The sequence below is a fragment of the Amycolatopsis acidiphila genome (genome assembly GCF_021391495.1).
Taxonomy (GTDB): Bacteria; Actinomycetota; Actinomycetes; order Mycobacteriales; family Pseudonocardiaceae; genus Amycolatopsis_E; species Amycolatopsis_E acidiphila.
Genome location: NZ_CP090063.1, coordinates 6,324,313 through 6,338,751, shown reverse-complemented (window position 1 = coordinate 6,338,751; position 14,439 = coordinate 6,324,313). Strand labels below are relative to the sequence as shown.

The following is a 14,439-nucleotide window of genomic DNA, read 5'->3' as shown; positions in this document are numbered from 1 at the left end:
CCTGGGCCGTGTCCTGCTGTCATCGTCGTCTTTTTCAGGGCCTCCGTCATCGCTACTCGGCGGTAACGTTTGCCTGTCCCGCGGTCGGATCCGCATACTGCACACGCGCACGCGCGCGCGAGACCCCTCCACCCTAGGTCACGGCGTTCCGGGAGGTAGAAACGCCGGTCCGAAAGCGGCCGTCCGGAGGGTTCGGCAGCTCCTACCGTGGGAAACGAGTTGGGAGAGATCCGGTGTGGACGGTTGCGCCGCGGGCCGCGGACGTGTTCGCTAGCCCCATCCGTGTATCCGAGTGACCGGATCGTCCGGTCACCCGTCGTAGTTGGAGGAGTGACAGCAGTGGTCGCCGCTGGAGACGCTGATTACAGCAGCGTCGCCGAGAGGCTTGGCATCAAGCCGGACATGGTGGTTCAGGAGATCGGCTGGGACGAGGACGTCGACGACGACCTGCGTGCGGCGATCGAAGAACATATCGGTGGCGAGCTCCTCGACGAGGACGCCGACGAGGTCATCGACGTCGTGCTGCTGTGGTGGCGTGAGGACGACGGTGACCTGGTCGACGCGATCATGGACGCGCGCTCGCCACTGGACGAGAGCGGAGTGATCTGGGTCCTCACGCCCAAGACCGGCCAGCCGGGGCACGTCGAACCGAGCGAGATCGCGGAGGCCGTGCCCACCGTCGGGCTCGCGCAGACGTCCAACATCAGCGTCGGCGCGAACTGGGCGGGCACCAAACTCGTCTCACCGAAGTCGAAGTCGAAGCGCTGACCGGTAAGGTTGGCTCACGCAGGGACAACGCGAGACGGGAGAGGTGCGCCAAATGGCGGTCGAGGTAGGTTCGAAGGCTCCGGAGTTCACGCTCGACGACTACAACAAGCAGGCTGTGACGCTGTCGTCGTTCCAGGGCCGGAAGCCGGTGCTGCTCGTGTTCTACCCGTTCGCCTTCAGCGGTATCTGCACCGGCGAGCTGTGCCAGCTGCGCGACGAGTTCGCGGAGTACGAGGGGTCCGGCGTGCAGGTGCTGGGTGTGTCGGTCGACACACCGTTCTCCCTCAAGGCGTGGGCCGAGCAGCAGGGGTACCAGTTCCCGCTGCTGTCGGACTTCTGGCCGCACGGTGAGGTCGCGAAGGCCTACGGCGTGTTCAACGACAAGGCGGGCCTCGCCGTGCGCGGCACGTTCCTGATCGACAAGGACGGGGTCGTCCGGTTCGCCGAGGTGAACCAGCCCGGCGAGGCGCGTGACCAGGAGGCGTGGAAGAAGGCTGTGGCGGAACTGCCCGCGTGATCTTTTCTCCCCGGCGGTGCTCCCTGCGCGGGAGCACCGCCGGTGAGGGCGCATAGCTCAGCGGAAGAGCACCTCCCTTACAAGGAGGGGGTCGCAGGTTCGAACCCTGCTGCGCCCACCAGACGTGCCTGTTCGGCGCAGTGGCGGACTTCTCCCGTCTCAACGCGGCGGGCGACATCATGACTGGATCTGTCCCTACGCAGCATTAGCATCGCTGGATGGAGCTGCGGCAGATCGAGCACTTCCTCGCCGTGGTGCGGCATGGGAGCTTCACCGCCGCCGCGCAGGAGATTCACATCGTCCAGTCCGCCTTGAGCGCCTCCGTGCGGAAGCTCGAGGCGGAGCTCGGGGCGCCGTTGTTCGAGCGCACCACCCGGCGCGTCATGCTGACCGAGGCGGGGCGCGCGCTGCTTCCCGCGGCGCACCGGCTGCTGGCCGACGCCCTGGCCGCGCGGGGGGAGGTGTCCGCGGTGCTCGGGCTGACCCGCGGCCGCGTCTCGATCGGCACCATTCAGGCGCTGACGGTCGTCGACCTGCCCCATGAGCTCGGCAGGTTCCAGGCGCGGCACCCCGGTGTGCAGATCCACGTGCGCGACGGCATCGCCCCCGAGCTGGCCGACGCGGTGACCAACGGGGAGCTGGACCTGGCCTACCTCGCCGCCGACGGGCCGGTCCCCGACGGTCTCACCACCTTCGCCCGGTGGAGCCAGCGCCTCGTGCTGGCAACGTATCCCGGGCACCGCCTGGCGCAGCGGCGCCGGGTCAAGCTCGCCGAGATCGACGACGAGCCGTTCGTCGACTTCAGCGGCAGCGGGATGCAGGCGATGATCCGCCGGCGCCTGGCCGACGCCGGGCTACGGCACAATCCCGTCTGCGAGGCCACGCACCTGCCCCTGCTGCTCGACCTCGTCACCGCCGGGCTCGGGGTGACGATCATCCCCCAGGCGGTCGCCGAACGCGCCGGGCTGCCGTTCGCCCGGATCGAGCAGATCGATTTCAGCAGAACGCTGTATCTCGCCGGCAGGCAACCGGTTCCGCTCAACCCGCCGGCCAGGGCGCTGCTGGCGCATCTGACGGGTCGTCCCGCCGCGGCGCGGACATGAGCCCGAAGGCGCGCAGCGCGAACACATGCGGCAGCCTGGCCACATCCGGGGACGACATGCCGTGAGTATCGACGCCGCCGGACTCCGCCGTCCAACACTTTCCCGCGCTGCGATTCAGCTGCGAAATCGCTGAATTCCGTTGAACCGCTGCACCAGGACTCCGGCGTGCGCCAAAAAGCGCCGGAAATTCTGCGCGGCATTTGTGGGTGCCGAATTCACGACGACATACTCGGCCGCGTGTGGGAGATCGTCGCTCTGGTGCTCGTCGGTGTCGCGGGCGGAGCACTGAACGCCGCCGGAGGTGGCGGCACCTTCCTCGTGCTGCCCGCGCTGGTCCTCGCCGGACTGCCCGCGGTGGTGGCGAACGCCTCGACCACCGTCGCGCTCCTACCCGGCGCGCTGGCCAGCGGCTGGGCGTTCCGGCGCGACGTCGTGCCCGTCGGGCCGGTTTCCCTGCCCGCGCTGACGATCGCGAGCCTGCTCGGCAGCGCGGCCGGCGCGGCGCTGCTGCTCGTGCTCCCGGCCGCTTCGTTCGCGACCGCCGTACCGTGGCTGCTCGCGTTCGCCACGGTCGTGCTGTTGTTCGGCCGGGGAGCCATCGCCGTGCTCGGCTCCCGGTTGCGCCGGCCGCTCCGTCTCGGCTCGTCCGGTGTCCTCATCGGACAGTTCGTGCTGGCTGTCTACGGCGGCTATTTCGGTGGTGCGGTGGGCATTCTCATGCTCGCGTTCTGGGCGGCCGGGGTGGGACTCGACACCGCGACGGCGAACCCCGTCCGCGTCTGCCAGCTCGCCGCCGTTTTCGGCATCGCCGCGGTCTTCTTCGTGCTGGCGGCTGATGTGCTGAGCTTCCCGGGGGAGGTGGGCGCCGTGCTGGGCGGCGCGATCGTCGGCGGCTGGTCGGGCGCGAAGCTGACCCGACGGCTGTCGCCGAGGACGTTGCGCGCTGTCGTGCTCACCACGGCCGTCACGATGACGGTGCTGTACTTCGTCCGGCGATGAGCCGCGAACCCTCGCGTGAACGGGTGGCCCGGGCTTACATTGCTCCAGGTGAGCGCCCTGCCCGCGGTTCGCGGACGCCGGCCCGCGGTCGGACCGGTCGCGCGGTGCTGGTGCTCGCTGAGCCTCAGCTCATCGGCGTTCAGCACCGGCAGCCGCCGTCCGGCGCTACCGGCCGGTAGTGTCGATGTCATGGGTGTCGCCGCTGATGAGCGCCAGGCGTTGAGCGCACTGTTGGACCAGGTCGGGCCGGACGCGCCGACGTTGTGCGAGGGCTGGCAGACGCGGGATCTCGCCGCGCACCTCGTCCTGCGCGAGCACCGTCCGGACGCGGCGGCGGGCATCATGGTGCCGCCGCTGGCCGGCCACACCCGCCGGGTGCAGGACCAGTACGCGGCGAAGCCGTGGTCCGAGCTGGTCGAACAGGTCCGGTCCGGGCCGGCGTGGTTCTGGCCGACGCGGATCGGCGCGGTCGACGAGGCCGCCAACGGCGCGGAGTTCCTCGTGCACCACGAGGACGTCCGGCGCGGGCAGCCGGGCTGGGAGCCGCGCGCGGCGGATCCGGCGCGGGACGCGGCGGCGTGGCGGTCGGTGAAGGCCGTGTCGAAGCTGAACCTGCGCAAGTCACCCGTCGGAGTGGTCCTGCGGACGCCCGACGGGCGGCAGGCGACCGTGAAGGCCGGCCCGGATGTGGTGACCGTCGTGGGCGCGCCCGTGGAGCTCCTGCTGTTCGTCTTCGGCAGGGACGCCGTGCGCGTGGAGTTCGAGGGCGACGCGGCGGCGATCGGGCAGCTGCGCGAGCTGAGTCGCGGCATCTGACCGCGGGTTTGCGCCGCGGCGCGCGGGGTAGGCCGAGGTCATGGCATCGACGACTTCCACCGTGCCCGAGATCGAGCTGAACAACGGCGTGCGGATTCCGCAGTTCGGCTTCGGTGTCTTCCAGATCCCGCTGGAGGACACCGCCGAGGCTGTGCGGACGGCGCTCGAGACGGGGTACCGGCACATCGACACGGCGCAGGCGTACCGCAACGAGGAGGGCGTCGGCGAGGGGATCCGGCAGTCGGGGCTGGCACGCGCCGACGTGTTCGTGACGACCAAGCTCGCCAACGACGCCCACGGTCACGACAACGCGATCACCGCGCTCGAAGGCAGCCTGCAGCGGCTGGGCACCGACTACGTCGACCTGTACCTGATCCACTGGCCACTGCCGCGGAAGAACCGCTACGTCGAGACGTGGCAGTCCTTCGAGGAGATCCTCAAGGCGGGCAAGGCGCGGGCCGTGGGCGTGTCCAACTTCCAGCCCGCGCATCTGGACGAGCTGGCCCGCACCAGCGGCACGACGCCGGCGGTGAACCAGATCGAGCTGCACCCGTACCTGCAGCAGTCCCAGCTGCGCGAGTACCACCGCGCGCACGGCATCGAGACCGAGGCGTGGAGCCCGATCGCGCAGGGCGAGGTGCTCGACGACCCGGTGCTGCGGCGGCTGGCCGAGCGGCACGGCAAGACGCCAGCGCAGGTCGCGCTGCGGTGGCACATCCAGCTCGGCAACATCGTGTTCCCGAAGTCCTCGACCCCGCAGCGGATCCGCGAGAACATCGAGATCTTCGACTTCGAACTGTCCGAAGAGGACATGAACGCCGTCGCCGAGCTGGACCGCGGCCGCCGCACCGGCCCGGACCCCGACACCTTCGGCGGCTGATCACCGGGGGACGCCGGTGATCCTGGCGTAGGCGACGATGTTGTCCTCGTAGTTCCGGCTGGACCGGTCGAACGTGCCGCCGCAGGTGATCAGGCGCAGCTCGGGTCCCGCGGTGTCGCCGTAGACCTCGTCCGTGGGAAACGCCGACTTCGGGTAGCGCGCGACGCGGTACACGGTGAACACCGCGGTGCTGCCGTCCGCGCGGTGCACGAACGCCTGGTCACCGGCGCGCAGGTCCTTCAGCCGGTTGAAGGTGCCGGGGACGTGGTTGTAGTCCACGTGCGCCGCGAGCACGGCCGGTCCCGGGTCGCCCGGCGCCGGGCTGCCGGTGAACCAGCCGGTGGTCACGGCGTCCTTCGGCACTTCCAGCTCCCCGTCGCCGGTCAGCCCCAGCTCGACGATCTGTCCGGTGTGGACACCGATCGCCGGGACCTCCAGGGTCGCCGGGCGCGCGGTGGTCGTCGCTGAGGTGACCGGCGCTGTCGTGGCTGCCTGCGGTGGCGGCCCGGCGGCCTGGGAGGTGGTTCCGCAGGCCGTGAGCGCGGCGCCGATGGCCAGGAGCGCAGGCCACCGGCGCCAGGATCGGACGCTCATCGGCGGGCGCGCCGCCGGACGAGCAGGACGGTTCCGGCCGCGGTCCCGGCCAGCGCGATTCCGCCGAGCGCGATTCCGGTGCCGTCGCCGGGGCCGGAACCGGCGTCGCCGCCACCGGTGTTCACGCCGCCGACCGGCTTGACCTTGACCTGGCCGGTGCCGGCCTTCTCGCGGGTGGTGGAGGTCGGCGGCTTCCTCGAGGTGGTCGTCTTGGTGGTCGTCTGCTTCGGCTTGTGGGGCAGCGACTCGCAGGCGATCCCGTCGTTGTCCGCGTCGAGATTGTTGGGGTCTCTTGGATCTTGGTTGTAAACCGCCTGGGCGTCTTCCTGATAGGTGAAGTCGCTGCAGTTCAGGGTGTCGGCGCCGGTAGCGGTATGGGCTCCGGTCTGCGCGAACGCGAGCGGAGCGGGACCGAGCAGGGCGATGGCGCCGACAGCGGCCACCGCACCGAGCACACGACTGATCTTGGGCATGAAGTCTTCCTTTTCCCGGAGAGATCGCACGGCGATTCAGCCGCTTTGTGCACCTCTGTCGTTTCCGGAAACGGGAACGTTACCCACGAATTTTTCGGAAAATTATTGGCGATCAACGCGACCAACGGGTGATCAGCCGCCCGCCTTTTTCTGCCGTCGTTTCAGGCCAATGCGTCGAGCACCCAGGAATGGAACGCGCCGAGGTGGTGCTCGCTCGGTACCAGGACGCCGCCGTGGGCGTAGATCCTCGACGACATCGCCGGCTGGCACCGTTCGCAGGCGTCGAAATCCTGCTGGTTCACCCGGTGGAACAGCTCCACCGATCGCGAGACGTCCTTTCCCGAGGCGACGACCTCCTTCGAATACAGCCAGTCGCATTCGACGAGCGTGCGCTCGGCCGAAATCGGGAGCATCCGGTGGAAGATCACGTGGTCCGGCACCAGGTTCAGGAAAACCTGCGGATTGATCGTGATCGCGTAGTACCGCCTGTCGCGCCCGGGATCCACGCCGCCAAGGCGGTCGAAGCCCGCGGCACCGTCGACCGTGAAGCCCTCGATCTCCGGACCGAACTCCGCGCCGTGCCCGACGTAGTACTGGGCCGCGTACCCCTGCGCGAACTCCGGCAGCACCTCGGTCAGCTCGGGGTGGATCGTCGCGCAGTGGTAGCACTCCATGAAGTTCTCGACGATCAGCTTCCAGTTCGCCTTGACGTCGTAGGAGATCCGGCGCCCCACCCGCAGCTCGTCGAGCTGCCACGAGCCGATCGCCGCCGGGTCGCCGAGCCGCCCGGTGACCGCGTCCCGCACCGTCTCCTCGAACGACGGCGGCTCGTCCGCCAGGCAGATCCACGCGTAGCCGAGCCATTCTCGCAGGTGCACCGGGACCAGGCCGTACGCGCTGCGATCGACGTCCGGCATGTTGGTCAGGTTCGGCGCGGCGACGAGCTTTCCGTCGAAACCGTAGGTCCACGCGTGGTACGGGCACTGCAGCGACCGGCGCGCCTCGCCGTCCGCCTCGGTGCACAGGCGTGCCCCGCGGTGGCGGCAGACGTTGAAGAACGCGCGCAGTCCGCCGTCCCGGCCACGGACGAGGAGCACGCTTTCCCCGCCCACCTCGATGGTTCTGTACCGGCCCGGACGGTCCACATCGGACGCTCGGGCGACGGCGAGCCACCGACTGCCGAAGATCCGGGACTGTTCGAGCGCGAAGATCGCCGGGTCGGTGTAGTACTGCCCGGGCAGCGTGGCGAGCAGGCTGGTGCTGGAAGTCATGACCACCTCTCAGGCTGGCTGCGGGACGGCCGCGGCCAGCTCTCGCCGCCGGCGGCCGAAGAGCTTCGGCTGGTTCATCGCGAGCACCGCGACCGGCCGGTCCCCGCGGCGGTAGACCGCCACGAACCGCCGGGCCGCGGTGTCGCCGTCGACGATCGTCACCCGGTCGCCGTCGCGGCGGTGACCGGCGAACTGCAGGCGCACGCCGTACTGGTCCGACCAGAAGTACGGCACCGCCCGTGCCGGAACCTCCTTGTCGAGCAGCGTCGCGGCCGCGACCTGAGCCTGCTGCACGGCGTTCGTCCAGTGCTCGAGCCGCATGGCCTGCCCGGCGAAGTTGTTGTAGGAGGACGCGCAGTCTCCGAGGGCCACCACGCCCGGCACGTTCGTCGCGCAGCGCGCGTCCGTGACGACGCCCCGATCGACCCGCACGCCCGAACCCTCGAGCCACTTGACGCACGGGACGGCGCCGACTCCGGCCACGACCACGTCGGCGGGCAGCTCCCGCCCATCGGCCAGGCGCACGGCCCGCACCCGGTCTTCGCCGACCAGTGCGGCGACGCCCACTCCCGTCAGCAGCCGCACGCCGTGGTCCTGGTGCAGGCCGGCGCAGACCGCACCCATCTCGTCGCCCAGCGGCCCGGCGAGCGGGGCGGAAAGCGCTTCCACCACCGTCACCTCGAGTCCTAGACCACGTGCGGTCGACGCGACCTCCGCGCCGATGAACCCGGCACCGACCACGACGAGCCGCGCTCCCGCCACGAGCTCTTCCCGTAACACCAGCGCATCGTCGAGACCGCGCAGCGTGTGCACGCCGGGGAGCGGCATCCCGGGCAGCCGCCGTGCGCGCGCGCCGGTGGCGAGGACGACGCCGTCGGACGCGAGCCGCTCGCCCGACGCCAGCAACACGTCCTGGCCGTCCAGCGCGACCGCCCGCTCGCCGAGCTGCCAGTCGAAGTCATCGTCCGAAGTGGACAGTTCCAGGTCGTCGAGGGACACCTTGCCCGCCAGGAAGTCCTTCGACAGCGGTGGCCGGTCGTAGGGCCGGTGCGGCTCGTCGCCGACGAGCAGGACGCGTCCCTCGAACCCCTGCGCGCGCAGGGCGCGCGCGGCGGAGAGGCCGGCGAGCGAGGCGCCGACCACGGTGATCGCCGATCTCACGCGAGGGCGCTCTCACGGGCCGCGACCTGGACGTAGATGTGCCCGTCGTGCACCACGACCTCGTGCGTCCGGACCGGGACCTTCGCGGGTGGCCCGCTCGGACGGCCCGTGCGCAGGTCGAAGCACGAGGCGTGCAGGGGGCACTCGACCTGGCAGCCCTCCAGCCAGCCGTCCGCGAGGGACGCGTCCTGGTGGGTGCAGGTGTCGTCGATGGCGTAGAACGTGCCGTCGGCGTTGAAGACCGCGATGGGGACATCGGCGTCCACCCGGATCGCTTCACCGGGGGGAAGGTCCTGAAGAGCGCAGACTGCGATCATGCGTCGCTCCGAGTTGTTCATGGCACAACTTGACGTGCTATACGCAACAGCCTGCGGGATGGGATCGGGGGAGGTCAAGGCCCAGCCAGCGGAAATTTGTGACTGCTGAGTAAAGTTGCGTCATGGGCAACGGCGAGGTGCGACAGCGAGGTGGCAACGGAAACGGCGTCCAGGTGCAGTCGGTGGACCGCGCGCTGGCGATCCTGGACATCCTCGCCAGACGCGGTGAAGCGGGCGTCACCGAGCTCGCGGCCGAGCTCGAGGTCCACAAGTCCACCGCCTTCCGCCTCGTCGGCGCCCTGGAGGCGCGTCAGCTGGTCGAGCAGATCAGCGAGCGCGGCAAGTACCGTCTCGGGTTCGGCATCGTCCGCCTCGCCGGCGCGACCACCGCGACCCTCGACCTGCCGCGCGAGAGCCAGCCGGTGTGCGAGCGGCTCGCGGCGGAGTTCGACGAGACCGTCAACGTCGCGATCCTGAACGACGGCCAGGCGACGAACGTCGTCCAGGCCTACGGCACGGCCGCGGTGACGACCCGGAACTGGATCGGCCAGCGCACGCCGCTGCACGCGACCTCGAGCGGGAAGGTGCTGCTCGCCTGGGCGCCGGAGGACGACCTGGCCCTCGCGCTCGACACGCTGGAGCGCTACACGCCCAAGACGATCACCAGCCGGTCGAAGCTGCTCGCCGAGCTGGAGGGCGTCCGCCGCCGCGGCTGGGGCTGCACGGCCGAGGAGCTGGAGGTCGGACTCAACGCGGTCGCGGCGCCCATCCGGGGCGGTGACGGGGGCGTGGTCGCGGCGGTGAGCGTGTCCGGCCCCGCCTACCGGATGATCCCGGACACCTACCCGTCGGTCGCCGAGCGGCTGCGTGCCGGGGCGGACGAGATCTCCACGCGCATCGGCTACTTCGGCTGAGGGCACTTCACGGAGTCGAAACACGCAGCGCCCTTGACGCGAGGGTGGCCGCCTTACATCCTGTCTCATAGCCAGAACCGGGTGCGTATAGCGCAACAGGAGAGGGTGACCGTGGCGGCACCGATCCACGAACTCAGCACCGGGGCAGCGGCGACCACGGAACCCGTCATCTCGGTCAGCGGACTGTGGAAGGTGTTCGGCCCGAAGGCCGCCCGGGTGCCGGGCGCGGCCGAGCTGAAAGGGCTTTCCCGGCGCGAGATCATGGACCGGACCGGCTGCGTGACGGCCGTGCGTGACGTCGAGTTCGAGGTCGCGCCCGGCGAGGTCTTCGTGGTGATGGGCCTTTCGGGCTCGGGAAAGTCCACTTTGGTCCGTTGCCTGACGAGGCTCGTCGAGCCGACCGCGGGGCGGATCGTGTTCGAGGGCGAGGACATCCTCGCCGCGGACGCGAAACGCCTGCGCGAGCTGCGGCGGGGCAAGTTCGCCATGGTCTTCCAGCACTTCGGCCTGCTGCCGCACCGCCGCGTCGCGGACAACGTGGTGTACGGGCTGGAGGTCCGTGGCGTGCGCAAGGCCGAGCGGATGCGGCGCGCGCAGGAGGTCATCGACCTCGTCGGCCTCTCCGGCTACGAGCAGTCGTACCCGGACCAGCTTTCCGGCGGTATGCAGCAGCGGGTCGGGCTGGCCCGTGCGCTCGCCGTCGACCCCGACGTGATGCTGTTCGACGAGCCCTTCTCCGCGCTGGACCCGTTGATCCGCCGGGACATGCAGAACGAGGTCATCCGGCTGCACCGCGAGGTCGGCAAGACGATGGTCTTCATCACCCACGACCTGGCCGAGGCGCTCAAGCTGGGCGACCGCATCCTCATCATGCGCGACGGCGAGATGGTGCAGCTGGGCACCGGGGACGAGCTGGTCGGCGCGCCCGCCGACGACTACGTGCGGGACTTCGTGCGCGACGTGCCGCGCGCGAACGTGCTGACGCTGAAGTGGATCATGCGGCCGCCCAGGGCCGGTGACGAGCTGAGCGGGCCGGAGCTGGCGCCGGACGTCGTCGTGCGGGACGCGACGCGCGAGGTGCTCGCGGCCGAGAAGCCGGTCAAGGTGGTGCGGGACGGCGAGCTGCTGGGCATCGTGGGCGACGAGGAGATCCTGGCGGTCGTCGCCGGGGAGGAGCGCGGCGCGTGACGGCCGCGGTCCCGGTCGCCCGGTTCTCGTTCGCCAGGCCGCGCCGTGGTGCCGTCGTCCTCGCGATCCTCGTGGCGTGGCTGGTGCTGTGGCTCGTCCTGCGCGGCACGCAAACGCTTTCCCTCGGCGCCGCCGATCTCACCGGGCTGCACCGCCGGCTCAACGGGCTCAACGACGCGATCGGCGAGAGCCGCGACTCCAACCCGGTCTTCCTGTACTTCTTCAACGAGATCCGGCTGGTCGTCGCCGAGTTCGCGACCTTCGTCCAGGCACTGATCGCGCAGCCGGCGTTCGACCGGCCGGTACCGCTGCTGGGCTGGCTCGGCGTGGTCGCGGTGGTCACCTGGATCGCGGTGGTGGCCGGGAACTGGCGGGTGGGTGTGCTCGCGGCGGTGGGGTTCTTCTTCCTGGGCCTGCAGGGGCTGTGGCAGGAGAGCATGGACACGCTCGCGCTGACGCTGACCGCGGTGGTGATCGCGCTGGTGTTCGGCATCCCGCTGGGCATCTGGGCCGGGCTGTCGGACCGGTTCGAACGGTTCATCACACCGGTGCTGGACTTCATGCAGACCATGCCGACGTTCGTCTACCTCGCGCCGCTGACGCTGTTCTTCCTGATCGGCCCGGCCTCGGCGACGATCGCGACGCTGATCTACGCCGCCCCGCCGGCGATCCGGCTCACCGCGCACGGCATCCGCTCGGTGCCGCGGGACACCGTCGAAGCAGGCGACTCGCTCGGCTCCACCCGGTGGCAGACACTGACCAAGGTGCTGCTGCCCTCGGCGAAGAGCACCATCGTGCTCGGCATCAACCAGACCGTGATGGCGGCGCTGGCGATGGTCACCATCGCGGCGCTGATCGACGCGCCGGGTCTGGGCAAGACGGTGGTCAAGGCGTTGCAGACACTCGACGTCGGCACGGCCTTCAACGCCGGGCTGGCGATCGTGGTGATGGCGATCGTGCTGGACCGGGTCACCACCGCGGCCAGCGCGAAGAAGCGCCGCACCCCGCGCCGGCTGGTTGCGGCAGGCGGCGTCGGCGCTGTCGTGTGCGCATACCTGTCGTTCACCTACGTCTGGGCGGCGGAGTTCCCCGACGTCGAAATCGGCTCCACGATCGCGAAAGCGGTCGCCGACGCGACGGACTGGGTCCAGACCAATCTCGCGCCCGTGACCGGCGCGATCAAGGACGCGGTCACCGTCGTGCTGATCGATCCGTTGCAGGCGCTGCTCGTCGAGTCGCCGTGGTGGCTCGTCGTGGCGGTCGTCGTGGCGCTGTCGGTCGTGCTCGGCGGGGTCCGGGCGGCGATCGTCTCGGCGGTGTGCCTGGGGCTGCTGGTCGGGACCGGGTTGTGGCAGGACAGCATGACCACGCTGGCGTCGACGCTCGTGGCCACCGTGATCGTGCTGCTGCTGGCGGTCGTGACCGGGGTGTGGATGGGGCGCAGCGACCGGGTGGACCGCATCTTGCGGCCGCTGCTGGACGCGGGTCAGGTGATGCCCGCGTTCGTCTACCTGGTGCCGTTCCTCGCGTTGTTCGCGGCCACCCGGTTCACCGCCATCGTCGCCGCGATCGTGTACGCGGCGCCACCGGCGATCAAGATCGTCGCCGACGGCGTGCGCGGGGTGCCGGCCACCACGGTCGAGGCCGCGCTCGCGTCGGGGTCGAGCGCCTGGCAGACGATCACCAAGGTGCAGTTGCCCATGGCGAAAAGGGCGCTGACGCTCGCCACGAACCAGGGGCTCATCTACGTCCTGTCGATGGTCGTGGTCGGTGGGCTGGTCGGCGCGGGCGCGCTCGGCTACGACGTCGTCGCCGGCTTCTCGCAGGGACAGCTCTACGGCAAGGGACTCGCCGCGGGACTCGCCATCGTCCTGCTCGGTGTCCTGCTCGACCGGCTCACCCAGGCGGCGGCGCGGCGGTCGACCTGACAACAAGGAGGATTTGCCAGTGGCACGAAGGAAATGGCTGGGGTGCACGGGAATCGTGCTCGCTCTCGTGCTGTCCGCCTGTGGCGGCGCGAAGGTCGGCGAATCGAGCTCGAGCGGTTCGGGTGGGAGCTGCGGAGATTTCAACATCGCGGTGAACCCGTGGGTCGGCTACGAGGCGAACGCGGCGGTCGTCGCGTATGTCGCGGAGAAGAACCTGGGCTGCCACGTGACCAAGAAGGACCTGAAGGAGGAGGTCGCCTGGCAGGGCTTCGGCACCGGCGAGGTGGACGTGATCCTGGAGAACTGGGGGCACGACGACCTCAGGCAGAAGTACATCACCGACCAGAAGACCGCCGTGGAAGCGGGTTCCACCGGGGTGAAGGGGCAGATCGGCTGGTACGTGCCGCCGTGGCTCGCGCAGGCGCATCCGGACATCACCGACTGGAACAACCTCAACAAGTACGCGGACCTGTTCAAGACCTCCGAGTCGGAGGGCAAGGGCCAGCTGCTCGACGGCGACCCGTCCTTCGTGACGGACGACGAGGCGCTGGTGAAGAACCTGAACCTGAACTACAAGGTGGTGTACGGCGGGAGCGAGACCGCGCTGATCCAGGCGTTCAAGCAGGCGGAGCAACAGAAGACGCCGTTGATCGGGTACTTCTACTCGCCGCAGTGGCTGCTTTCGGAGGTGCCGCTGGTGAAGGTCAAGCTGCCCGCGTACACCAAGGGTTGCGATTCGGACCCGGAGAAGATCGCCTGCGACTACCCGGACTACGACCTGGACAAGATCGTGAGCAAGAAGTTCGCGGACGCGGCGAGCCCGGCGTACAAGCTGGTGCAGAAGTTCCAGTGGACCAACGAGGACCAGAACCTGGTCGCGAAGTGGATCGCGGAGGACAAGATGACCCCGGACGCGGCCGCGAAGAAGTGGGTGGACGAGAACCAGGCGAAGGTCAAGGCCTGGGTGGGGTAGGAGGGGGCGCGGGCACGCAAGTGCCCCAGAAACCCCAGAGTTGGGTGGTCATCCCGTCGCCTGACACGGGACGATCACTTCGAGCCAGGCCCGCAACCCTCCTGCTTGCGGGCAGCCGACGACGCAAGCTTGCGGGGCTGGGTCAAAGTGATATGCACAGACCGCAGGCGACAGGATGACCACCCAACTCGACCACGTCGAGAAGGTGAGATGAGCGGGCTTTTCCTGGCTCATCTTTGAGCCTGCCCGTCCGGCGAGGACTCTCTTGATCTTTAGAGCCGCGCTGCGCGCAGGTGGCTGGGGAACGCCCGTCCCACCCAGGCCGTTGAAGGAGGCGGGGATCGGGGTTAGGGAGCGGGCTGGGTGCGGGCATTCCTGGCTGCCGTTGCCGGGTTGCCGTGGGGAGGTGGTTAGCCGTCCACTGTGGAGTGTCGCGAACCGGACGACGTGGGGTTGCGGGGGCGGGACGTGCTGGACCTGCATCCCCAGGCGAACCTCGCTCGCGCGCGGGTGATCCGGTGGCGGGCGAACCGGCCT

15 protein-coding genes and 1 tRNA gene are annotated in these 14,439 nt (G+C 69.8%); 11 read left to right on the top strand and 5 right to left on the bottom strand.

Going from position 1 to position 14,439, the window contains the following annotated elements; translation table 11 throughout:
- Positions 1–339: 339 nt before the first annotated feature.
- The 7 genes from LWP59_RS31040 to LWP59_RS31010 all read left to right on the top strand — a co-directional run bounded on the left by LWP59_RS31040 (position 340) and on the right by LWP59_RS31010 (position 5,083).
- Entirely contained in the window at positions 340–768 is a 429-nt protein-coding gene (locus LWP59_RS31040; RefSeq protein ID WP_144634995.1) for a DUF3052 domain-containing protein, read from the top strand.
- A 52-nt stretch (positions 769–820) separates the two neighbouring features.
- Positions 821–1,285, top strand: a complete 465-nt coding sequence (locus tag LWP59_RS31035) for a peroxiredoxin (RefSeq protein WP_144634994.1) — start codon at positions 821–823, stop codon at positions 1,283–1,285.
- 46 nt (positions 1,286–1,331) lie between these two features.
- Positions 1,332–1,406 (top strand) — tRNA-Val (locus LWP59_RS31030).
- A 97-nt stretch (positions 1,407–1,503) separates the two neighbouring features.
- The gene (locus tag LWP59_RS31025) at positions 1,504–2,388 is read left to right on the top strand and encodes a LysR family transcriptional regulator (RefSeq protein ID WP_144634991.1); all 885 of its coding nucleotides are present in this window, start codon (positions 1,504–1,506) and stop codon (positions 2,386–2,388) included.
- 237 nt (positions 2,389–2,625) lie between these two features.
- Positions 2,626–3,387, top strand: a complete 762-nt coding sequence (locus LWP59_RS31020; RefSeq protein ID WP_144634989.1) for a sulfite exporter TauE/SafE family protein — start codon at positions 2,626–2,628, stop codon at positions 3,385–3,387.
- 189 nt (positions 3,388–3,576) lie between these two features.
- Positions 3,577–4,203 (top strand): TIGR03085 family metal-binding protein, encoded by a 627-nt coding sequence (locus tag LWP59_RS31015; protein WP_144634985.1) that lies wholly within the window; start codon positions 3,577–3,579, stop codon positions 4,201–4,203.
- A 40-nt stretch (positions 4,204–4,243) separates the two neighbouring features.
- Positions 4,244–5,083 carry an aldo/keto reductase gene (locus tag LWP59_RS31010; protein ID WP_144634982.1) on the top strand — a complete coding sequence of 280 codons (840 nt, stop codon included), beginning with the start codon at positions 4,244–4,246 and terminating at the stop codon, positions 5,081–5,083.
- Here the strand turns inward: LWP59_RS31010 and LWP59_RS31005 are convergent, their stop codons facing one another.
- The 5 genes from LWP59_RS31005 to LWP59_RS30985 all read right to left on the bottom strand — a co-directional run bounded on the left by LWP59_RS31005 (position 5,084) and on the right by LWP59_RS30985 (position 8,899).
- A complete protein-coding gene (locus tag LWP59_RS31005; protein ID WP_144634980.1) occupies positions 5,084–5,677 on the bottom strand; it encodes a class F sortase in 594 nt (197 codons plus the stop codon).
- Positions 5,674–6,132, bottom strand: a complete 459-nt coding sequence (locus LWP59_RS31000; protein ID WP_308431746.1) for an excalibur calcium-binding domain-containing protein — start codon at positions 6,130–6,132, stop codon at positions 5,674–5,676. Before LWP59_RS31000 ends, LWP59_RS31005 begins: the two co-directional genes overlap by 4 nt.
- Before the next feature lie 179 nt (positions 6,133–6,311).
- Entirely contained in the window at positions 6,312–7,421 is a 1,110-nt protein-coding gene (locus LWP59_RS30995; RefSeq protein ID WP_144634972.1) for an aromatic ring-hydroxylating oxygenase subunit alpha, read from the bottom strand.
- Positions 7,422–7,430: 9 nt separating this feature from the next.
- Positions 7,431–8,582: an NAD(P)/FAD-dependent oxidoreductase gene (locus LWP59_RS30990; RefSeq protein WP_144634970.1), complete on the bottom strand. Its 1,152-nt coding sequence runs from the start codon at positions 8,580–8,582 to the stop codon at positions 7,431–7,433.
- Positions 8,579–8,899, bottom strand: coding sequence for a bifunctional 3-phenylpropionate/cinnamic acid dioxygenase ferredoxin subunit (locus tag LWP59_RS30985; RefSeq protein ID WP_144634967.1), 321 nt, complete (start codon positions 8,897–8,899; stop codon positions 8,579–8,581). The genes LWP59_RS30990 and LWP59_RS30985 overlap by 4 nt, the downstream gene beginning before the upstream one ends.
- A 122-nt stretch (positions 8,900–9,021) precedes the next feature.
- On the opposite strand from LWP59_RS30985, the gene LWP59_RS30980 reads away from it, so the two are divergent.
- The 4 genes from LWP59_RS30980 (at position 9,022) to LWP59_RS30965 (ending at position 13,902) form a co-directional block, all read left to right on the top strand.
- Positions 9,022–9,813 (top strand): IclR family transcriptional regulator, encoded by a 792-nt coding sequence (locus LWP59_RS30980; protein ID WP_186383093.1) that lies wholly within the window; start codon positions 9,022–9,024, stop codon positions 9,811–9,813.
- 111 nt (positions 9,814–9,924) lie between these two features.
- Entirely contained in the window at positions 9,925–11,001 is a 1,077-nt protein-coding gene (locus LWP59_RS30975) for a quaternary amine ABC transporter ATP-binding protein (protein ID WP_144634965.1), read from the top strand.
- On the top strand, positions 10,998–12,929 hold the full coding sequence (locus tag LWP59_RS30970) for an ABC transporter permease (protein WP_144634962.1): 1,932 nt from the start codon (positions 10,998–11,000) through the stop codon (positions 12,927–12,929). Before LWP59_RS30975 ends, LWP59_RS30970 begins: the two co-directional genes overlap by 4 nt.
- 19 nt (positions 12,930–12,948) lie before the next feature.
- Positions 12,949–13,902, top strand: coding sequence for an ABC transporter substrate-binding protein (locus LWP59_RS30965; RefSeq protein ID WP_144634960.1), 954 nt, complete (start codon positions 12,949–12,951; stop codon positions 13,900–13,902).
- The last annotated feature ends 537 nt before the right edge of the window (positions 13,903–14,439 follow it).